Source organism: Paenibacillus sp. ISL-20 (assembly GCF_018613005.1).
Lineage (GTDB): Bacteria > Bacillota > Bacilli > Paenibacillales > Paenibacillaceae > Paenibacillus_AQ.
The window spans coordinates 21416-41218 of the sequence record NZ_JAGGRD010000051.1; the positions used below are offsets into that span (position 1 = coordinate 21416).

Annotated in this window: 19 protein-coding genes and 1 tRNA gene; 18 read left to right on the plus strand and 2 right to left on the minus strand. The window is 44.6% G+C overall.

Annotation, left to right across the window (positions count from 1 at the left end):
- Positions 1-37 precede the first annotated feature (37 nt).
- The 8 genes from mnmE (at position 38) to J7E85_RS25960 (ending at position 10208) form a co-directional block, all read left to right on the plus strand.
- Positions 38-1414: a tRNA uridine-5-carboxymethylaminomethyl(34) synthesis GTPase MnmE gene (gene mnmE, locus J7E85_RS25925; RefSeq protein WP_215162874.1), complete on the plus strand. Its 1377-nt coding sequence runs from the start codon at positions 38-40 to the stop codon at positions 1412-1414.
- 110 nt (positions 1415-1524) lie between these two features.
- On the plus strand, positions 1525-3411 hold the full coding sequence (mnmG, locus tag J7E85_RS25930; RefSeq protein ID WP_215162875.1) for a tRNA uridine-5-carboxymethylaminomethyl(34) synthesis enzyme MnmG: 1887 nt from the start codon (positions 1525-1527) through the stop codon (positions 3409-3411).
- Positions 3412-3414: 3 nt separating this feature from the next.
- Positions 3415-4137: a 16S rRNA (guanine(527)-N(7))-methyltransferase RsmG gene (gene rsmG / locus J7E85_RS25935; RefSeq protein ID WP_098749600.1), complete on the plus strand. Its 723-nt coding sequence runs from the start codon at positions 3415-3417 to the stop codon at positions 4135-4137.
- A gap of 1467 nt (positions 4138-5604) precedes the next feature.
- Positions 5605-6423, plus strand: a complete 819-nt coding sequence (noc, locus tag J7E85_RS25940) for a nucleoid occlusion protein (RefSeq protein ID WP_076326293.1) — start codon at positions 5605-5607, stop codon at positions 6421-6423.
- Between the two features lie 267 nt (positions 6424-6690).
- The gene (locus J7E85_RS25945; protein ID WP_076326292.1) at positions 6691-7452 is read left to right on the plus strand and encodes a ParA family protein; all 762 of its coding nucleotides are present in this window, start codon (positions 6691-6693) and stop codon (positions 7450-7452) included.
- Positions 7445-8284: a ParB/RepB/Spo0J family partition protein gene (locus J7E85_RS25950; protein ID WP_076326291.1), complete on the plus strand. Its 840-nt coding sequence runs from the start codon at positions 7445-7447 to the stop codon at positions 8282-8284. Before J7E85_RS25945 ends, J7E85_RS25950 begins: the two co-directional genes overlap by 8 nt.
- Before the next feature lie 236 nt (positions 8285-8520).
- Positions 8521-9669: an aminotransferase class V-fold PLP-dependent enzyme gene (locus tag J7E85_RS25955; protein WP_215162876.1), complete on the plus strand. Its 1149-nt coding sequence runs from the start codon at positions 8521-8523 to the stop codon at positions 9667-9669.
- 38 nt (positions 9670-9707) lie between these two features.
- Entirely contained in the window at positions 9708-10208 is a 501-nt protein-coding gene (locus tag J7E85_RS25960; protein ID WP_215162877.1) for a DUF4446 family protein, read from the plus strand.
- Here J7E85_RS25960 and yyaC read toward each other — a convergent pair.
- Positions 10183-10788: a spore protease YyaC gene (yyaC, locus tag J7E85_RS25965; protein WP_076326288.1), complete on the minus strand. Its 606-nt coding sequence runs from the start codon at positions 10786-10788 to the stop codon at positions 10183-10185. The two genes, J7E85_RS25960 and yyaC, sit on opposite strands and share 26 nt — an antisense overlap.
- Positions 10789-11048: 260 nt before the next feature.
- On the opposite strand from yyaC, the gene J7E85_RS25970 reads away from it, so the two are divergent.
- From J7E85_RS25970 to J7E85_RS25985, 4 genes are all read left to right on the plus strand, one after another.
- Positions 11049-11303, plus strand: coding sequence for a putative Se/S carrier protein (locus J7E85_RS25970; protein ID WP_215162913.1), 255 nt, complete (start codon positions 11049-11051; stop codon positions 11301-11303).
- Between the two features lie 15 nt (positions 11304-11318).
- A complete protein-coding gene (locus J7E85_RS25975) occupies positions 11319-12215 on the plus strand; it encodes a mechanosensitive ion channel family protein (protein ID WP_215162878.1) in 897 nt (298 codons plus the stop codon).
- Between the two features lie 67 nt (positions 12216-12282).
- A complete protein-coding gene (locus J7E85_RS25980; protein ID WP_076326286.1) occupies positions 12283-12504 on the plus strand; it encodes a DUF951 domain-containing protein in 222 nt (73 codons plus the stop codon).
- A 72-nt stretch (positions 12505-12576) separates the two neighbouring features.
- Positions 12577-12667: transfer RNA gene (locus J7E85_RS25985), tRNA-Ser, on the plus strand.
- A 577-nt stretch (positions 12668-13244) separates the two neighbouring features.
- On the opposite strand, the gene J7E85_RS25990 is transcribed toward J7E85_RS25985, so the two are convergent.
- Positions 13245-13439 (minus strand): YjzC family protein, encoded by a 195-nt coding sequence (locus J7E85_RS25990; RefSeq protein WP_053490757.1) that lies wholly within the window; start codon positions 13437-13439, stop codon positions 13245-13247.
- A gap of 238 nt (positions 13440-13677) precedes the next feature.
- On the opposite strand from J7E85_RS25990, the gene rpsF reads away from it, so the two are divergent.
- The 6 genes from rpsF (at position 13678) to J7E85_RS26020 (ending at position 19797) form a co-directional block, all read left to right on the plus strand.
- Positions 13678-13962 carry a 30S ribosomal protein S6 gene (gene rpsF / locus J7E85_RS25995; protein WP_215162879.1) on the plus strand — a complete coding sequence of 95 codons (285 nt, stop codon included), beginning with the start codon at positions 13678-13680 and terminating at the stop codon, positions 13960-13962.
- Positions 13963-14010: 48 nt separating this feature from the next.
- Positions 14011-14511 carry a single-stranded DNA-binding protein gene (gene ssb, locus J7E85_RS26000; protein WP_215162880.1) on the plus strand — a complete coding sequence of 167 codons (501 nt, stop codon included), beginning with the start codon at positions 14011-14013 and terminating at the stop codon, positions 14509-14511.
- 21 nt (positions 14512-14532) lie between these two features.
- A complete protein-coding gene (gene rpsR / locus J7E85_RS26005) occupies positions 14533-14805 on the plus strand; it encodes a 30S ribosomal protein S18 (protein WP_006207333.1) in 273 nt (90 codons plus the stop codon).
- A gap of 797 nt (positions 14806-15602) precedes the next feature.
- Positions 15603-16277: an SOS response-associated peptidase gene (locus J7E85_RS26010; protein WP_215162881.1), complete on the plus strand. Its 675-nt coding sequence runs from the start codon at positions 15603-15605 to the stop codon at positions 16275-16277.
- Between the two features lie 727 nt (positions 16278-17004).
- Complete coding sequence (locus J7E85_RS26015; RefSeq protein WP_215162882.1) at positions 17005-18768, plus strand: ABC transporter substrate-binding protein; 1764 nt, start codon at positions 17005-17007, stop codon at positions 18766-18768.
- Positions 18769-18834: 66 nt separating this feature from the next.
- Positions 18835-19797 carry an ABC transporter permease gene (locus J7E85_RS26020; protein WP_215162883.1) on the plus strand — a complete coding sequence of 321 codons (963 nt, stop codon included), beginning with the start codon at positions 18835-18837 and terminating at the stop codon, positions 19795-19797.
- Positions 19798-19803 lie beyond the last annotated feature (6 nt).

Consider the following 19803-nt stretch of genomic DNA (forward strand, 5'->3'; position numbering starts at 1 on the left):
CTGATGTTTTTTACGAAAGAAAGAGGTGAAGGAAACGATGTTTAGTGATACGATTGCAGCGATTTCAACAGCTGTCGGTGAAGGCGGCATTGCGATTATTCGCGTTAGCGGGCCGGACTCCGTTCAGGAAGTGGAGCGTATATTCAAAAGTAAAAACAAGTTAACGGAAGTGGACTCCCATACCGTTCATTACGGTCATATTGTAGATCCGATAACGGGAGAAAACCTCGAAGAGGTGCTCGTAACCGTGATGCGTGCTCCTCGATCGTTCACGACCGAGGATGTCGTCGAGATCAGTGCTCATGGTGGGGTCATCTCCGTCAAGCGGGTGATGGATTTGTTGCTTCAATTAAACATCCGTTTGGCGGAACCCGGTGAATTTACGAAGCGGGCCTTCTTAAACGGGCGGATCGATCTATCCCAGGCGGAAGCCGTTATCGACCTGATTCGTTCGAAATCCAATCGCGCCTTTTCCGTTGCCCTCAAGCAGGTTGAAGGAACGTTATCCCGTAGGATCAATGAGCTGCGACATACTTTGGTCGAAACGCTGGCTCATATTGAAGTGAATATCGATTATCCTGAGCATGACGTGGAGTCGCTTACTTCAGAATTCATTAAAGAGAAAAGCCAGCTTGTCATGGGTGAAATTGATAAGCTGCTGAAGACCGCACAAGAAGGGAAAATCCTGCGTGAAGGGATTACGACAGCCATTATTGGTCGCCCTAATGTGGGCAAATCTTCGCTTCTGAACACGTTGGCCCAGGATAATCGGGCGATTGTCACGGATATACCCGGGACGACTCGCGATGTCATTGAGGAATTTGTGACCATTAACAATATTCCGTTGAAGCTGCTCGATACGGCGGGCATCCGGGAAACGATGGATGTGGTCGAGCAGATTGGCGTTGAACGATCCAAGCATGCGGTAAACGAAGCGGATCTCATTCTGCTCGTGCTGAATGCCAGTGAACCGCTGCATCAGGACGAATTGGAATTGATGGAACAAATACGCGGTAGACAATGTATTGTCATTATGAATAAAATGGACTTACCGTCTAATCTCGATCTGGATATTCTGCATCGGTACTATCCCGATGAATTGATTGTTCCCATGTCGATGAAGGCACAAGAGGGAATTGACCGGTTGGAAGAGGCCATATCCAACTTATTCTTCAGCGGCCAGATTGAAGGCGGAGATCTGACGTATGTGAGCAATGTGCGACATATCGCTTTGCTGAAGAAATCCAAGCAGTCGCTGCAGGATGCTTACGATGCGGCTGAACAGCTCATCCCGATCGATATGATCCAAATCGATGTGAGAATGGCTTGGGAGCAGTTAAGTGAGATATTGGGCGAAGCGGTTGGCGATTCGCTCATTGATCAGATTTTTTCACAGTTTTGCTTGGGTAAATAAGCTCCAAGGATTACTATATATAGTAGGAACAGTTCAGCAATTACAGGGATATCCGAGGTAGGATGCCCTTTGATTACGTATATAACACAATAAGAACAGGATGGTGAGCTATGAGCTATATGGGTGGCACTTATGACGTGATTGTAGTCGGTGCAGGACATGCCGGCTGCGAGGCTGCACTTGCATCTGCACGAATGGGTGCTGAAACGTTGATGGTTACCATCAACTTGGATATGGTTGCTTTTATGCCTTGTAACCCGTCCATTGGAGGGCCTGCCAAAGGCCATGTCGTTCGCGAAATCGACGCACTCGGCGGAGAAATGGGACGCAATATTGATAAAACCTTCATTCAAATGCGTATGTTGAATACAGGTAAAGGTCCGGCTGTCCACGCACTGCGTGCTCAAGCGGATAAGTTTTCTTATCAGCATACCATGAAAGAGACGATGGAGAAGGAAGAGAAGCTTACCCTTCGTCAGGGTATGGTGGATCAGCTCATCGTAGAAGATGGTGTGTGCGTGGGGATCGTAACGCAGACGGGTACGGAATATCGTGCGAAAGCCGTTGTGCTAACAACCGGTACGTATTTGCGCGGTAAAGTTATTATGGGTGAATTGATGTATGAGAGCGGTCCGAACAATCAACAGCCGTCAGTAAAACTTGCGCATAACCTGCGCGAGCTTGGATTTGACCTTGTTCGCTTCAAGACAGGTACGCCACCGCGGGTGCATAAGGATACGATTGATTTCTCCAAGACCGAAATTCAGCCTGGGGATGAGAAGCCTAAGTTCTTCTCTTATGAAACAAAGTCCTCCGACAATGAGCAGCTTCCTTGCTGGTTGACGTATACGTCGGTGGATACGCATCAGATCATCAATGACAACCTTCACCGCGCACCGATGTTCTCTGGCGTTATTGAAGGTACTGGGCCACGTTATTGCCCATCCATTGAGGACAAGATCGTTCGTTTTGCCGACAAACCGAAACATCAAATTTTCCTTGAGCCTGAAGGTAAAAATACGAAAGAATACTACGTGCAAGGGTTATCCACCAGCATGCCGGAGGATGTTCAGCTTGCGGTTCTTCGTTCCATTCCCGGAATGGAGAAGGTAGAAATGATGCGTAACGGATATGCTATCGAGTATGATGCGATGGTGCCAACACAGCTGTGGCCGTCTTTGGAAACGAAAAAACTGCCGGGTCTGTTCACAGCCGGACAGATCAATGGAACCTCGGGCTATGAAGAGGCAGCAGGACAAGGCATTATGGCGGGAATCAATGCAGCACGTAAAGTGCAGGGCAAAGAGCCTGTTATACTGGATCGTTCCCAGGGTTATATTGGAGTGCTGATCGATGACCTGGTGACCAAAGGGACAAATGAGCCTTATCGTTTGCTCACCTCCCGTGCAGAATACCGTTTGCTGCTTCGTCATGATAATGCCGATCTGCGTCTTACTGAAATCGGCCATGACATCGGCCTCATTTCAGAAGTGCGTTATGCTAAATTCATTCAGAAGAAGCAGCTGGTTGAGCAGGAGATCGAACGTCTTGGTCAAACGAAGGTGAAGCCGGTTGAAGTGAATGCGATGCTTGAAGCGGCCGGTTCTGCACCGATTGTGGATGGAAGCAATATGCTGACGATTCTGCGTCGTCCGGAAATCACGTTTGCGATGATTGAGTCGCTCTCTCCTTCTCCTTATGAACTGGATGAGGAAATGAAGGAGCAAGTCGAAATTCAAATCAAATATGCGGGTTATATTGAGAAACAGCTGGGTCATGTGGAAAAGCTGCAGAAGATGGAGAAAAAACGCATTCCCGAAGATATCGTTTATGACGAAATCAACGGACTGGCCATGGAAGCTCGGCAGAAGCTGAACAAGATACGCCCGATCTCCATCGGTCAGGCATCACGCATTGCAGGTGTAACGCCAGCGGATATTTCGATACTTCTCGTTTACCTGGAGCATTATAACCGGGTAACCGCAGCGAAAGGATAAGGAATGGACGACATTCAGAAGGCTTTTGTTGACCGGCTCGGTGAGCACGGGATTACGATTGATGAGAAACAACTTCACCAGTTCGAGATGTATTACGAAATACTGGTGGAGTGGAATGAGAAAATGAATTTAACCGGGATTACCGAACGGGAGCAAGTTTATACGAAGCATTTTTATGACTCGATTACGCTCGCCTTTTACGTGGATATGACGCAAATCGGCAATCTGGCGGATATCGGATCAGGCGCTGGCTTCCCAGGTATTCCTCTGAAAATATGTTTCCCGCATGTGAAACTGACGATTGTGGATTCGCTTAACAAACGAATTAACTTTCTGAAACATGTTGTGGATACGATTGGCCTGACTGGGGTTGAACTGATTCACGGACGTGCGGAAGAGGTTGCTCGTAAGCAGGGGTACCGTGACGGGTTCGATCTGGTCACCGCAAGAGCAGTTGCTCGCATGGCTGTGTTGAACGAGTTCTGTCTACCTTTCACCAAGGTAGGGGGGCGATTCGCCGCTATGAAGGGCAGTGACCCTACGGAAGAGGTGAAGGAGGCGGCTCGCAGTTTGAAGGAGCTGAGAGGGGCTTTGAACAAGGTTCATTCGTTCTCCTTACCCGTAGAGGAATCTGGCCGGCATATCGTGGTGATCGATAAAAAGGGAGCCACGCCTTCCAAGTATCCCCGCAAGGCGGGTACGGCCAGCAAGACGCCGATTGTGTAAGTTCTTGCAACTCCAATCTAAGGCAATATCAATGACTCCGGCCTCTCTTGCGGAAGCAAGCTTTGCAAGAAGACAAGTAAACTAATCAAAGAGAAGGACTCTATGGAGTTCTTCTCTTTTTTTGACTGTGTAAGATTTGTCTTGAGCGGGCAGGTCGGTGGTTAATTATTCATAAATGAAATACATAGAGACCGTTTTTTATTTTAATTTCGTTAGGTAAGTCCATCAGTGCGTTTATCTATTCTATAGATTGGGGCGTGGGGTGAAGTCACATAAAAATTCAACTCGGATCACCGAGTGGGAGGAAGTCTATACGGAAGTATCTTTAGGTTTTGATCACGCGCTCACCCTTTGTGCGGAATTTATTAAACAGAACCAAGGCTGACCTCTAAAGGGAGATTTTTCAGTTCAAGCAGCGCTTATGAATAAGAATAAAATCAACGATGTGGATGCACCTGATAACTTGCAATGTTTCACGTGAAACATTAGAAGTAAGTTGTCGGATATAAATAGACATCCCTTTGGAAGTGTTATCGCTTGTTAGATTATTTTGATTTCAATCATGCTATCTGCCTTGGATATTGAAGGATAGGCCTTTAAGGGAAGGAAGTCTGAAGCTATCATAATCATGTGCCGGACAACGCTATGTGCGCACAGGGAGCAGAGACACACAAATGTTACATAATTCGTATTCATCTACTAGCTTTTGAGATTCAGCTCGTCTTGGACTTGGATGATATTGGTCGTTGAAGAAATCTAATCTATTGGCAAATCCCACAATTATTTTGAATGCTAGGATCGTTAGAAAGGCTGCAGGATAGATAAGGTGGCCTATAATATGATATCGACGCAAAAACTTTGGAACTGTGCACAAATCATGTATAAAGCAAGCGAGAAATGAAGGAAAAAAGGTGATATTGGAGAATAGAGTTATAGGACAAAAAGTGGTAGAATAGAATCGTAGTATCCATTTGGACAGAAGGGCCGGTTTGCCCGTTCTTTAATAGGATGAAAGAGTATAAATCCTGGTTTGGTCACTTTTCCATCCTTGCTTCGTGCAGTCAACAACCTTGATCGTTGTGGCTGCTGTTTTTTGGAAAGTGCCGTGCGATCCCAAGGGGATCATGGCCTTATGCGAAGTAGAAAACATATATACCACTTGTGAGATATCAATTGATTGTAAGCATCATGATAAAACCTCCTGTTATATCTCTCAAGAAGCAACCGCTTCATGCAGCGGTTTGGATCAGAGTAATACGGCTATGATCACCACAGGCGTCTTTTCTCTGATCAGCATGAAATCTGTTTTTGCAGGGAAATGCCTGGCACCACAGTGGATTCTAGCGCCAATGGATGGTGGAATCATCTGTGTATGGCTCCATATTGTGGTTGTCCAATCGTTTAACCGATTCCGGGATATTCGGAGGCTTATCCGTGCTATCATGAAATTAGGTGGTAATATACGGAATGAAAGAACAATTTTCGAGATTGTTTGGCTTAGCGGCAGAGCGGAACCAAGGGGATGAAGTGAAACAAATCCCGGTAAACGAGATTGTCAGCAGCCCATACCAGCCACGGACGATTTTTGATGATGAGAAGATTGATGAACTACTCCAGACGATTAAAACTCATGGAGTCATTCAACCTATCGTTGTTCGTGTCCGTAATGGCATGTATGAGATCATTGCAGGGGAACGCCGCTGGCGTGCGGTTAAGAAGCTGGGTCTGGACACGATTCCGGCCATTGTTCGGGAGTTCAACGATTCACAGGCGGCATCGATTGCGTTAATCGAAAATTTGCAGCGTGAAGGACTGACGTCCATTGAAGAGGCTGTCGCTTATCAGAAGCTGATTGATCTTCATCAACTGACACAAGAGAGCTTGGCACAGCGTTTAGGAAAAAGCCAGTCTACGATTGCAAACAAGATTCGCTTGCTGCAGCTACCGGAAGCAGTCAAAGTGGCCTTGATGGAACGTAAAGTGACGGAACGCCATGCTCGTGCACTGCTATCTTTGGATAATGAAGAAACCCAGCTCAAGGTGCTGGATGAGATCATTACCAAGGAATTGAATGTGAAGCAGACGGAGGCACGAATCGCCTTTTATAAAGAAGTAACAACGATGAAGAAGTCTAAGCGTATATCTTATAGTAAGGATGTCCGCCTGGCTCTGAACACGATTCGCCAATCGATTGATATGGTATCCGGTTCCGGGATGGCAATCAAAACAACAGAGAATGATCATGAAGATCACTATGAAATCGTTATAAAAATACCAAAACGTTAAGATATGGTGTGAAGCGGTATGCATCGTACCGCTTTTTCTGTTGATCAAGAGATAGTGCTCTGCAGCAGGCTGCATCGTTTAACGAAGGGGTTAGGTTTGTTGTTACAGATGAGAACCATGTAATTTATTATTACTCATTTTCATCGCAGCTATATCCTGGGCATCCCGGGGTTACCGGGATTGTTCGCTTAAAACATATACAGCTTATCGCTGTATATCATCTATTGCGACTACTTAGAAGAGTCTTCCTACATTGAGGTGAAATGAGTGTCAAAAATAATTGCCATAGCAAATCAAAAGGGCGGTGTCGGCAAAACGACGACTTCCGTCAATCTGGGAGCTGGATTGGCTTCGCTAGGCAAACGGGTGCTTTTGGTGGATATAGACCCCCAAGGAAATACAACGAGTGGGGTTGGCATTAATAAAGCCGATGTTGCAAATTGCATATATGATATTATCATCAATGAAGTTCACCCGAAGGACGCCATCTGTGGGACTAACATAGAGGGATTGGACATCATTCCGGCAACCATTCAATTGGCTGGTGCTGAGATTGAGCTTGTCCCTACGATTTCCCGTGAAGTACGATTGAAGAAATCATTACAATTAATCAAGCCTCAGTATGATTATATTTTGATTGATTGTCCTCCATCGCTTGGCATTTTAACGATCAATTCATTGACCGCGGCTGATTCTGTAATCATTCCGATTCAATGTGAGTATTACGCACTGGAGGGTCTGAGTCAGCTACTGAATACGGTTCGCCTTGTTCAGAAACATCTGAACACCTCTCTCAAGATTGAAGGCGTATTGCTGACGATGCTGGATGCGCGCACGAACCTGGGCATTCAAGTGATTGAAGAAGTGAAAAAGTATTTTCAGGAAAAAGTGTACAGAACGATTATTCCTAGAAACATTCGTTTGAGTGAGGCACCTTCTCATGGACAGTCGATCATTACATATGATCCTCGTTCTAAGGGAGCGGAAGTATACTTGGAGCTGGCAAAGGAAGTGATCTCGTATGAGTAAACGATTGGGAAAAGGGCTGGATGCGCTTATTCCATCTTTGTCTATTCATGATGATGACAAGGTAGTGGAAATTCCGCTCAGTCAATTGCGAGCGAATCCGTATCAGCCGCGCAAGACATTTAACGATGAGGCAATCCAGGAATTGGCGGAATCGATCCGTCAGCATGGAGTTATACAACCGATTATCGTCCGCAGTGTGCTGAAAGGGTATGAGATTATTGCCGGGGAGCGCAGATTCCGGGCATCTCAATATTGCGGAAAAGCTACGATTCCGGCGGTGGTTCGATCTTTTAGCGATCAACAAGTTATGGAAATTGCCCTGATTGAGAACCTGCAGCGCGAGAACCTGAACGCCATGGAGATTGCTGTAGCTTACCAAGGTCTGATGGAACAATTTTCCTTAACCCAAGAAGAGCTTTCATTGAAGGTAGGTAAGTCTCGTTCTCACATCGCTAACTTTTTGCGGTTGCTTTCTCTACCAGAAGAAGTGAAGGACAATGTTTCACGTGGAACATTGTCCATGGGACATGCCCGAGCGATCGTTGGAATTAAGGATCCAATTCTTGTTAAGCAGTTGGCAAAACAGTGTGTGGAGCAAGAGTGGAGTGTTCGTGAACTAGAGGAAGCTGTCAAGAATCTGGATCGTAAACCAACGGATAAAGCGAAACCTAAGGTTAAGAATAGAGATCCTTATATCGATCATCTGGAAGAGGATCTGAGAGAACGGTTTAAAACAACTGTCAAAATTAAGCACAATAAGGATAAAGGGAAGATTGAGCTTAATTACTATAGCAGACAGGACCTGGAGCGGTTGTTGGAACTTCTTCAATAAAGAGTCGTGGTTTTGTTGAAGAAGATACTATTGTGAGTGACGGGTTGAACAACAAATGGTCGAACAGCAAATGAGTGCGATTAAAAACCAAAGACATGTCGACGTTCCTGTAAGGAAATGAGATATGTCTTTATTTAACTAAACGTGAAGCCATAGCCTTGATGCTGGGTTTGAAGAGGTTTTTGGACATATCCTGTTAAGAGACACCAATACGGTAAAGATGAAGGGGAAACATCATGGACCCGATCGTTTATCTGGATCATGCAGCCACTTCGTGGCCAAAGCCTCCTGAAGTATTTGAGGCGATGAGAAAGGCGATGGAGGAGGCGGCTGCAAACCCGGGGCGTGGGAGTCACCGGATGGCGGTGAAAGCTTCGCGTGTACTCTACGGAACACGAAAGACGCTCGCGGATTTGTTTGGGGTGAAAAATCCTAATGATATTGCGCTGACATCGAATACAACAGAAGCGTTGAATTTAGCAATCAAAGGCTATTTGCGTGAAGGCGACCATGTGATTGCCACTATGATTGAACATAACTCAGTGCGAAGACCGTTAGAATATTTGAAACGCACCCGAGGGATACAAGTGGACTATGTTCCTGTCGATGAGGAAGGTCAGCTTGATGTGCAACTAATGGAGGGAGCTTTTCGTTCTAATACTAGGCTTGTTGTATGTAGTCACAGTTCCAATCTTCTTGGTTCGATTATTCCTCTCGTTGAAATAGGAGAACTGGTGAAGAGGAAAGGGGCCGTACTGCTCGTAGATGCTGCCCAGAGTGCCGGTATGCTGGATGTTCATGTTGAGGAGATGCATGTAGGTATGTTGGCTTTTCCGGGGCATAAGGGGCTTCTGGGGCCGCAGGGAACAGGCGGGTTATATATCTCGCCTGATATTGATCTGGAACCATTACTGCACGGAGGCACAGGGAGTCAATCAGAGGCTATTGAACAGCCAACGGTACGTCCGGATCGATATGAGGCAGGGACGCCTAACACGATTGGATATGCGGGATTGCAAGCGGGTGTGAAGAAGGTGCTTGAATGGACACCGCAGCATATTTACCGGCATGAATGGGAGTTAACGCAATATATGATGGAGGGTCTACAAGAGGCAGGAGGCCTTCGTATACTAGGTCCTGCTCTTGGACAGGCGAGGACAGGTATTGTTGCTTTTGTGTCGGAGCGATACAGTGCGTCTGAATTGGCTTTCCGACTGGACCGGGAATATGGAATTGCTGTGCGTGCCGGTTATCATTGTACACCGCTTGCCCATTTGGCATCAGGCACTGAACAGACAGGTGCAATCAGAGCGAGCGTGGGGATCTCTACTAGCCGTGACGAGGTAGAGTTCATGCGAAAAGCGATTGCAGAGATTCATAGTTAATCGAATAGATCAAGATGGAGAAGAGGAAGGAAAAAAGCATGTCTGAATTAAATGAACTGATCATGGAGCAGCTTCATTGGTTTGTCGTCGGAATGGTCATGATCATCTTGATCTTATGGGTAACTTTAATTGTACAGGGGACAAAACTGCGTAAAATGAGGCGTCGTTATGATGCGATGATGGCAGGCAGTGGGGTAGAAGACATCGAATCACTGTTGGTCCAATTGAAAATCCAAATGGATGAGATTGAAGAGGGGCATGTCAATCATCAAAAAATGCTGGATACGATCAGCGGTAGTTTGAAAGGGATGAAGTCCAAAGTTGGTATCGTACGATACAATGCGTTTGGCGAGCGGGGAAATGAAATGAGCTTCTCCCTGGCTATTCTCAGTGAACAAGAGGAAGGGATCGTGCTGACCGGTCTGCATAACCGGGAGAGCTCTTTTGTGTACGCTAAACCGCTCAAGGATGGGCAGTCTAAATATCCATTGTCTCCGGAAGAAAAAGAGGCTGTCACTCTTGCGCTGCAAGAAGGGTAGAACGGTTCCACTCTTTGATGCCTGCAAATAGGCAGGTTGCAATAATATCAGACAACCGCATGACCAAGCTTAAGCGAGTGTTCTGCAATACGAAGTATTCCATAAAGCCGCCGACATTGACGATACCTGTTACATGGATATCGCCGACCGGCGGTAATTCTTTATGTACGCCGGCTCCAGGCTTTAGAGGACCATCGGATATCTGAATAGAGCCTACACTTGATGATTGCCCTAAACAAGCATCAATTCCGATTACAAAAGGGTTGTCGAATTTTTCGTATATGGCCGTTAGCGTATCCTTCAGATTCATGGCGTGGACAGGCTCGTCCAGCGTACCGTAGAGATGAAACATGGAACTGTTGTAGCGTGCAAGTGAGGTGCCGACAAGCGGGCCCAGGCAGTCGCCGGTAGACCGGTCGGTACCGATGCAGACTATGACAAGCGGACGATGCTGAATACGGGCGTCAGAGAGATGGAAGAGCAAGCGATGTATAATAGCAGAATGGATATTAGGGTCCGTGTGTGGTATTTTTAAACTGGAAGCCTCCGGGCGAGACGTGATTTTAGATAGACGGTTCATAGAATCTTCCTTTCGTCTGCATTTGGTAGTATCAGTATATGGATGAAAGACTGTTTTTATACTTTGGGATTCGCTTAAAATGTGATTTATATTCATGTCAGACAGAAGGATGTTCTTAGAAAGAGGATATGACCTGGACTGCATGAGGTATATGAATATGTTGATCTATGAAAAGGTTTATATAAAACTCTTAATCATTGGAAATGATGATGAGAAGAACATACATAGAAATGATAGGCATGATGGAGGGGGACGGGGCAGTGGAAGGCGCGATGTTGATCGCATTCGATTCCACCCAGCAGGCACTGCGTGCGGAAATACTGTTGGAGTATGCGGATATCGAAATTGATCTTTTTCCTACACCAAAAGAGATTACAGCAGGCTGTGCATTATCGATTCAATTCCCATCTGATGCGTTAAAAGATGTTCAAGAGATCATTCAGCAGGAGCATGTGGAAATCCGGGGCATCTTTGCGCTGCATAACAACAAGAGGTATATCAACATCGAAGAGTAAGGGGAGGACATCAGGATGAGGGGCTTTGGTTACTTATCAGGGGATGCAGATGAGGTGGGTTTAGAGGAATTGGCTAAGGAGGCTGAAGGCTTGAAAGATACGGTCTGGAGATGGTTAACGAATGAAGAGATGTGGATAAATATCCTGTCATCCGGGATTCGCGTTATCATCATTTTTATTCTGACGCGTCTTGTGATACGGGTTGTGTATAAAATGATTGATCAGTTTCTCCTTAGGCAGGAGAAGAGCCGGATTCAAGTGAACTCAAGACGGTTTGTCACGGTAGGGGAGTTGTTAAAAAATGTAACCTCCGTTGTATGCAACTTTGTCATGATTTTGATCATTCTCTCGGAGTTCCACTTCAAGTTAGGACCGCTGTTAGCCGGTGCCGGAGTCCTTGGTCTTGCAATAGGTTTTGGTGCACAGAGTTTAGTGAAGGACGTTATTACTGGATTCTTCATTATATTCGAGGATCAGTTTGCGGTAGGTGACGTAATCAAAAGTGGTGAGTACAGGGGAACTGTCGAAATGATCGGGCTTCGCACCTCGCGTGTAAAGGGATTGAATGGGGAGACCTATATTATTCCGAACGGGATGATTACCAGCGTCACAAATTATTCCCTTTCCAACTCATTAGCTATTGTAGATCTACCGGTAAAGAACGACCAGCAGGTGAAGGACACGATTACACTGATTCAATCGGCCCTTACGGGAATCATGGACCGTCGCCCAGAGGTACAGCGGATACCGGATGTATTAGGAATCCAGTCATTGAATACTTCCGAATATGTTGTTCGTATTGTGGCGGAATGCAATCCGAATGCAAGGGAAGATGTGGAACGTCAGATTTTTACGGATATCAAACAGGCGATTGAAGCACGGGTTTTGGAACAAGAACGCGTGCAGGGTTGATCTAATCGGTTATCCAATGATATATAATAGATAGAAGAAGTGATAGAAGTAAAAGGGAGCGGTAGCCATGGAGCGCAAGGTATTTCAGTTAGGGGATATCGTTCAGATGAAGAAGCCGCATCCTTGTGGGAATAATGAGATGGAGATTATTCGCATGGGGATGGATATTCGGATCAAATGTACCAAATGTCAGCATAGTGTGTTGATCCCCCGTTTAAAGTTTGAGAAGAATATGAAGAAGGTTTTGCGTTCGGCTCAAGAGACGGAAGGGGCAGGAGATACACCGTAATATCTCCTTCCCGAAGCGTTAAGACAAGCTATTGACCAGATAATGTTTCCATGATATAATCAATCTTGCTGTGGAAAGGTACCCAAGAGGCCCAAGGGGGCTGACTCGAAATCAGCTAGGCGTCGCAAGGCGTGCGTGGGTTCGAATCCCACCCTTTCCGCCACCAATCGTTTAAAGTTCCGCTGTTATGGTTATAAACGATGTTGATTACATAAGTTAGGCGTTAAGCTGTAAAGCGCCTTTGAATAAAACACCCTCATGCAGACGACCTGCAGGGGGTGTTTTTCGTTGGAACAAACTTGAGTTTTTGGTCTCGAGCATTTGCACGATAAAAGAAGGGCCCGATTGGGCCCTTCCTTCTGGGTAGGCGGTGCTTGTGAATTGGAATCATTTTATCAGCACTTCTGCGAACCTTGTCAATAGCTTCACTTGTCCAAGAGGTCAAGCATTCGGCTCATTTCCTCAGCTTGCAATCCGTGTGACGATCAGAAACCTCATGCGTCGTTCTGCTGCAACGTTCAACGGAACCACACCTCTCTCATGCACCGCCTGATAATAATGTGCGCATATAGATGTCTTTGTATACACACTAATTTTACCGGATAAAAATTCCAATATTAAATGTTTAGAATGCATGGCTTGGTCAACAGTGATTCAAGCCATGCCCTGACTTTGTACCGTGGGCAAAGGATGAGGTAGGCATAATGTACAAAATTCTCGAGGCTGATCACTTCAGGTGGTTACTTAGGCTGCACTCTGCGCTTGTTTAACCATACACGATCGTCATTTTGGGTTTCAGGAAATGTATCACCCTTGTTCATTTGGATTTGACGAGGATTTTCGATCCCCATGATATGGTCTCTGACGCCCACTTCCATATAAATGCCGTTGTTTGGGGCTTTGTCACCTGCACGAAATTCGGACTGTTCTCCCATTGTGGAATTCCTCCTCATTATGATGGATGGACTGCATGTATTATCATGCGCCATTGGACTCTAAATCATCGCAGGGAAAGTGAGAAAAGCGCGGTAATAAAGGGAAGGGAGCATATTCAGCATCGAAAAGAAACTTGCATCCGATCATCCGTTCTGATATAGTATTATGGTGCGAGTTAGACTCGCTCCTTGCTCTCAACAGAGATTGAGGGCCGAAGTCCATAAGGAGGTGAAACATATGCGCAAATATGAAGTGATGTACATTATTCGTCCTGACATTGAACAAGAAGCTGTTCAAGCTGCAGTCGATAAATTCCAAGGCATTATCTCCAACGGCGGAGAAATTACAAAGCATGACGTAATGGGTAAACGCCGTCTTGCGTATGAGATCAAGAAATTCCGTGATGGCGTATTCGTTCTGGTAAACTTCAACGCAACACCTGAAGTTGTAGCTGAACTTGAGCGTCTCATGAAGATTTCTGACGAAGTTATTCGTTATCTCATCACGAACGACATTGCTTAATACGTAAAAAAACTTTGTAATTGATTTCGTTCTAAGGAGGGGATTGGATTGTTGAACCGTGTCATTTTGATTGGCCGACTGACTAAGGATCCCGAGCTGCGATATACTCCTTCAGGTGTTGCTGTAACGCAATTTACACTTGCTGTCGATCGTCCGTTTACTGGACAAGGCGGGGAGCGCGAAGCGGATTTCATTCCGGTCGTGACCTGGAGACAGCTTGCGGAGACTTGTGCAAACTATCTGCGTAAAGGCCGTCTGACGGCTGTAGAAGGGCGCATTCAAGTGCGGAATTACGAGAATAACGAAGGTAAGCGTGTATACGTCACCGAAGTCATTGCCGATAATGTTCGCTTCTTGGAGTCAAACCGTGAAACAAGCGGTGGCGGAGGAAATCGTGAGGAATCATCGTTTAGCGGAGGAAGCAACAGCAATAGCAATAGCAGTGGCGGAAACCGTGGGAACAATACCAACTCGCGAAACAACAATCAGGATCCTTTTTCCGATGAAGGAAAACCGATCGATATTTCGGATGATGATTTGCCATTTTAATACGGAAAGGACTGACAACACATGGCTTTTAAACAAAGAGAAGGCGGAGACAACGACAAAAGACCGGCACGCCGCGGCGGCCGCAACAAGCGTCGTAAAGTATGTTTCTTCACTGTGAACAAAATTACTCACATTGACTATAAAGATACAGACCTGCTCAAGAAATTCATCAGCGAGCGCGGAAAAATCTTGCCTCGTCGTGTAACAGGTACTAGCGCTAAATATCAGCGTGCCCTGACGATTGCGATCAAACGCTCCCGTCAAATCGCATTGCTTCCATACACAACTGAGTAATCATTTGTGTCAGAGCGGTCCAGCCTAACTTATAGGCTGGACCGCTTTTTTATTATGTACAGGCTGGTATCGAGGAGGGATGTGTTGGGAGTAGTTGGAGACGAGAGTCTTACCAGTAACAATCCAAGTTGAAAGCTCAGCACTCTTGATGTGGAAATCATTGATTTTGGGATGAATCGAGGTTATCCAGATGTTGGGATATATAATGTCTCCACAGAAGAACCGTGTCTCCCCAGAGTGTACAATAAGAAGGAAAAGCAGCTACCGACAAACACAAGCCTGGTGTAAAGCTTTCCAGTTTTAAAGCCCTGAAACCATGTCTGCTTTAAACGGACAGTGTCTATTGTAAGCAATACATTTTATAAGATAATGGAGTACTCTTGTATGAAATAAAAATACGATTATGAAGGCGGAAAAAGCAATTTGAAATAATTCCTTCTATTATATATAGGTATGTATCGGCTCATCAAATGAAAGCTGGTTCGATCACCACTTTGAAAATAAAGTACAATCGAAATGTTGGCTCAATAAAAGACAACGTTTATGGGCAAATTTGATGCTTACTTGGTCGAAGATGATGTCTATCGTATACAAACATGATACCAGAGCATTGGTACGACAGAGCGCTAAAGAAAATTTAATAATGTGATTACATAAAACTTGCAGAAACCTTTCAATTATATGATGTCCACTCCAGGGATACAAGCGTACAAGTAGTGGAAGCTCCATGTTGTTAGTCTTATTATGCATATTCCGCCTCCATTATCCAAACGATAAAGGAAAAAGGAGGTAGTAGTATGTGCAGACGATTCTCGCTGTCCGCAGGGATCGATGAAGTGAATCAACGCTTTGGCATCAATCGGGTAATGTATTACTACAAGAGCCGGTACAACATTAGTCCTACCCAAACCATGCCGGTCATTGTACAAGAACAGGGAGAGCGGGTGCTCGACGAGTATCGTTGGGGGCTAGTGCCCTATTGGGGTAAAGATGCGGTCAATGCTGATATTACAACGGTTGATCAAAATCCCACTTACCGTAGAGCGATTGACACAAGACGCTGTGTGATCCCTTGTAACGGTTTATATTACTGGAGAACGGTTGGTAAACGGAGTTATGCGGTACGGACCGTTATCGGAGATCATGAAATATTCGGCATGGCCGGTCTATACGAGACATGGCGGGATGCCAGGGGAAATGAAATGAGAACATGTACGGTTCTAATGACAGAGGCCAATGAAGCGATTCGAGAGTTCGAAACCCGAATGCCGGCGATTTTGTCAGAGGAAAACATGGCAAAGTGGCTGGATCCGGAAATCCAAGGAAGACATGCTGTGCATCCGCTGCTGCATACTTACCGCGGACAGATGCGAATATATCCGGTGACACCGTTAGTGGCTGACGATACGCATGATCATCAGCAGTGCATTGAAGAGATGGATTTAAAACTCGCTTGGGTAAAGAATCTGTAGTTCGCAAGTATGAAAGAGCAAGGTTGATTTATCTGACATGAAATTCAACGTGAAAGCAATCCGGATCACAGTCCCGGATTGCTTTTTTTAAGCGTTAACGCTGTAGGAGGCTAAACTATGAATAAGTAGAACCACAAATATAACGTCATCTAATAACGAATTGAAGCATATCGTAAGGATAATATATTACATAAAAATGGTTTCTAGTTATAATCAGGGTAGACCAACTCAAGTTATGTTAAATTAAATAACATATACATTACCTAATAGACCAAAAAATTAATGAATAGAATTTAATTCCGAAGTGTATGTAATTTAATATTACATGAACGCTGCAAAACCATGAACGAATATAGTTATAAATTGTAAATAAATCTTGATATTACATACATTTTCAGTAAACTAAGGATATACAACGGAGATAAACTTATTTATTAACCTCGAAAATGACGATAAAAACATGATTTTTGAGAAAAATGAAAAAAAGTAATTGACGTTACCTAAATTTACACGTATCATAACATTAATTTTATAGGCAAGAAGATTTTGCTAGAGACTTTGGCACTAATTGACCAATGGTATATTTTCTGTAAAACTTTCAATTTATTTCACATCATGCAATGACATCCTAGAGAACAAGAATTCTGTTCGAAATTATTTAAGGATGATTTCAATATTCGTCCTGATAATTTATAATGCAACAACATTTTTTAAGAGGAGGATTCGCATGAAGAAAAGAATGTCACTTCTGCTTGCACTCATGCTTTTGGCCATGACGGTATTGGCAGCATGTGCGGGCGGAGGAACAGCAGAACAGCCAAGTCAAGGGGAGCAAACGGAGCAAACACCACCAGCTGAAGGCGACAAAGATACTACAGAACCGCCTGCTGAAACTGGAGATGAAAGCCAAGGTTATTTCGAGGCTGAGGACCCATCTTTAAATCCTTCAGCAGCTAAAAATCGTAAAGATACACTGATCGTTGGTATGACTTCACCAAAAGGCGTTTTCAACCCGTTCTTCTGGCAAACAGCATATGATAAATATGTTGTAGAAGCAATTTTCGATTCTTTCTTCACGTTGAATGGTGATGGAACGTATTCGAACCGTTTGGCGGAAAGCGTAGAAGTTTCCGAAGATAAATTGAAATACACATTTAAATTGAAACAGGGTGTAACTTATTCAGATGGCACACCTGTAACAGTAAAAGATTATGCATTTGCGATGAAAGTTCTTCATGATGCTAGCTATGACGGTCAATCTGATATCTTCTCGACACATGTAAAAGGTGGTCAAGAGTATCATGATGGTAAAGCAAAGGACATCTCTGGTGTTAAAGTTATCGATGACCACACCATTGAGATTGAAGTAACTGAAGCAAACGCTATGACGAAGGATTCTCTAGGAGACATTTCTTTCGTACCAGAAGCATACTACGGTAAAGATTACAAACAAGGCAACCTGGAGTACATGAAGAACCTGCATACTAAACCAATCGGTAGCGGTCAGTATGTATTGAAGAGCTTCGCTCCTGGTCAAGAGGTTGTATTGGAAGCTAACCCGAACTACTTCCTGGGGGCTCCGAAAATCAAAAACGTAATTTACAAAACAACTACTGATGAAACTAAATTGGCCATGTTCCAATCCGGTGAAATCGATATGGATATGGTTACCGTTAACGAAGATACCGTAGAGGAGTTGAAATCCATGGGCTTCTTGGATATCAACATCTTCCCAACCAATGGGTACGGTTACGTTGCCTTGAACCATAAAAATCCTAAGTTCCAAGATCCGAAAGTTCGTCAAGCATTATTATACGGTTTGAACCGTGCAGAAATCGTTGAAATTATCTATGGTCCTTATGCTAACGTAATCAACATTCCACAGTCGAATGTATCATGGGCATATACTACTGAAGGTATCGATACACATGATTTCGACATCGAGAAAGCGAAGCAGCTTCTTGATGAAGCAGGCTGGGTTCCAGGTGCTGGTGGCATCCGCGAGAAAGACGGCAAGAAATTTGAGCTTCACTTCTCTGCAACAGCTGATAACCCGGTTGTAGATGCTTTGATTCCGGTAATGAATCAGAACTACCAAGAGCTTGGCATTAAGATCGTTGCAGAAACATTAGACTTCAATGCGATCATGGATAAGAAGGATAAAGGCGATTTCGAAATGTTCTTTGCTGCATGGGGCTTGACTCCAGATCCAGAATCCACTGTATACCGTACGGATGGACAGCAAAATGATATTGGATACTCCAATCCTGCTTATGATGCAGCAATGGATAAAGGTCTGAAAGCCTTCGATCTTGAAGAGCGTAAAGCAGCATATGCAGAAGCATATCAAGTGCTGAATCAAGACGTTCCGGATCTCCCGATTTACCAAAGACGTGATATGTGGGGTATCAACAGCCGAGTTAATGGTATGGAAATTACTCCATATAAAGACTTCGTACATGATCTTTACAAAGTCGAACTTGAACAATAACAGCAGGAAACATATGCTCAGCTCGCAAGAGCTGGGCATATCCACTTATAAGCCGGGAGGAATATTATGAAGCAGTACATTATCCGGAGGCTGCTGCAGATTATCCCGACAATGATCGGGATCTCGATTCTCATATTTGCAATATCAGCAATGGTGCCAGGTGATTATATCACTGCAATGGATAACCCGACGATGACTGCTGAGAAAGCAGCTCAACTTCGGGAAATTTATGGTTTGGATAAGCCGCCGGTAGAGCGTTACTTTACATGGGCTGGCAATATGTTAAAGGGCAATCTCGGAGATTCCCTTCAGCACAAACAACCGGTTACCACCGTTATGGGTAACTATGTATGGAACTCTGTTTTTATTGCCGTTTTTTCGTTGATATTTAGCTGGATAATCGCTATCTTTGCTGGGGTATTCTCGGCTAAATTTCAGTATTCATTGTTTGATAAGATCGTAACTTTATTCATCTTTTTGTGTATGTCACTGCCTTCTTTCTTTATCGGACTCCTTCTCATCAAGATTTTTGCCTTGGATTTAGGATGGTTTCCAGTTGGTAGTATGAAAACTTCAGGCTTGAATGGAAACACATGGCAGCAAATGATTGACATCGCATGGCATATGTTCTTGCCAGTGACTGTACTTACAATGCTAAGCACAGGCAGCTTGACGCGGTATTTCCGTACAAGCATGCTGGAGGTTATCCGTCAGGATTACATCCGCACAGCCCGTGCAAAGGGATTGAAGGAACGTACGGTTATTTTCAAGCATGCTTTGCGTAATGCAATGCTTCCTGCGATCACTTTGATGGGCTTCGAGTTGCCAGGCTTATTTGGTGGAGCCATCATTTTGGAAAAGATATTCATTTGGCCAGGGGTTGGCCAGGTATATCTGGAATCGATCAGTATGCGGGATTATCCGTTTATGCTCGGCTTCACGATATTTATTTCCGTATTGACATTGCTAGGTAACTTGTTATCAGATGTCCTGTATGGCGCCGCTGACCCAAGAATTCGCTTAAAGTAGGAGGAG